The organism is Lysinibacillus sp. NPDC048646 (assembly GCF_050272295.1).
Taxonomy (GTDB): Bacteria; Bacillota; Bacilli; order Bacillales_A; family Planococcaceae; genus Lysinibacillus.
On the sequence record NZ_JBNNLZ010000006.1, the window covers coordinates 1 to 1,719 of the forward strand.

The window sequence follows — 1,719 nt, forward strand, 5'->3', positions numbered from 1 at the left end:
GGAAGGTGCGGCTGGATCACCTCCTTTCTAAGGATATTTTCGGAATACAAACCTTGGGTTTGTAAGATTACGTTTTGCGTTCAGTTTTGAAGGTTTATAAATAATATAAAACTTCCAAGAGGGCCTATAGCTCAGCTGGTTAGAGCGCACGCCTGATAAGCGTGAGGTCGATGGTTCGAGTCCATTTAGGCCCACCATATAACTACCTCTTGGGGCCTTAGCTCAGCTGGGAGAGCGCCTGCCTTGCACGCAGGAGGTCAGCGGTTCGATCCCGCTAGGCTCCACCAATTATTGTTCTTTGAAAACTGGATAAAACGACATTGAAATAGTAACAAACACATTTATTTTTTTAAGTTTTTTAGGCTTAATAACAGATGAAGGTTTCAAGATACGAGTAAGACAAGGAAGCGATTGAGTAAGTGAAGGAGCGTACCTCAGTACGTGACTGAACGAACGATTGAAGCTGACGATGTATTACGATGTATATTGAAAGCTGACGGTTAAGTTATTAAGGGCGCACGGCGAATGCCTTGGCACTAGGAGCCGAAGAAGGACGGCACTAACACCGATATGCTTCGGGGAGCTGTAAGTGAGCTTTGATCCGGAGATTTCCGAATGGGGGAACCCACTACGTTTAATCGCGTAGTATCTTGACGTGAATACATAGCGTCTTGAAGGCAGACCCAGGGAACTGAAACATCTAAGTACCTGGAGGAAGAGAAAGAAAAATCGATTCCCTGAGTAGCGGCGAGCGAAACGGGAAGAGCCCAAACCAAGAGGCTTGCCTCTTGGGGTTGTAGGACACTCTATATGGAGTTACAAAAGAATGAGTTAGATGAAGCGACTTGGAAAGGTCCGCCAGAGCAGGTAAAAGCCCTGTAGTCGAAAGTTCATTCTCTCCTGAGTGGATCCTGAGTACGGCGGAACACGTGAAATTCCGTCGGAATCTGGGAGGACCATCTCCCAAGGCTAAATACTACCTAGTGACCGATAGTGAACCAGTACCGTGAGGGAAAGGTGAAAAGCACCCCGGAAGGGGAGTGAAATAGATCCTGAAACCGTGTGCCTACAAGTAGTTAGAGCCCGTTAATGGGTGATAGCGTGCCTTTTGTAGAATGAACCGGCGAGTTACGATTACGTGCGAGGTTAAGTTTTAGAAGACGGAGCCGCAGCGAAAGCGAGTCTGAATAGGGCGAATTAGTACGTGGTCGTAGACCCGAAACCAGGTGATCTACCCATGTCCAGGGTGAAGGTGAGGTAACACTTACTGGAGGCCCGAACCCACGCACGTTGAAAAGTGCGGGGATGAGGTGTGGGTAGCGGAGAAATTCCAATCGAACCTGGAGATAGCTGGTTCTCTCCGAAATAGCTTTAGGGCTAGCCTCGTGATGAGAATACTGGAGGTAGAGCACTGTTTGGACTAGGGGGCCATCCCGGTTTACCGAATTCAGACAAACTCCGAATGCCAGATATTTATACACGGGAGTCAGACTGCGAGTGATAAGATCCGTAGTCAAAAGGGAAACAGCCCAGACCACCAGCTAAGGTCCCAAAGTAATCGTTAAGTGGAAAAGGATGTGGCGTTGCATAGACAACCAGGATGTTGGCTTAGAAGCAGCCATCATTTAAAGAGTGCGTAATAGCTCACTGGTCGAGTGACGCTGCGCCGAAAATGTATCGGGGCTAAACGATTCACCGAAGCTGTGGATTGACATCTAC

General features: G+C 48.0%; 2 tRNA genes and 1 rRNA gene (1 of these 3 only partly in view). All 3 read left to right on the plus strand.

From position 1 onward, the window contains the following. Window positions 1–120: 120 nt before the first annotated feature. Window positions 121–197, plus strand: a tRNA-Ile gene (locus ACQKII_RS08720). Between the two features lie 14 nt (window positions 198–211). Next, window positions 212–287: transfer RNA gene (locus tag ACQKII_RS08725), tRNA-Ala, on the plus strand. Window positions 288–498: 211 nt separating this feature from the next. Further along, window positions 499–1,719 (plus strand): 23S ribosomal RNA (locus ACQKII_RS08730) (it continues 1,471 nt past the right edge of the window).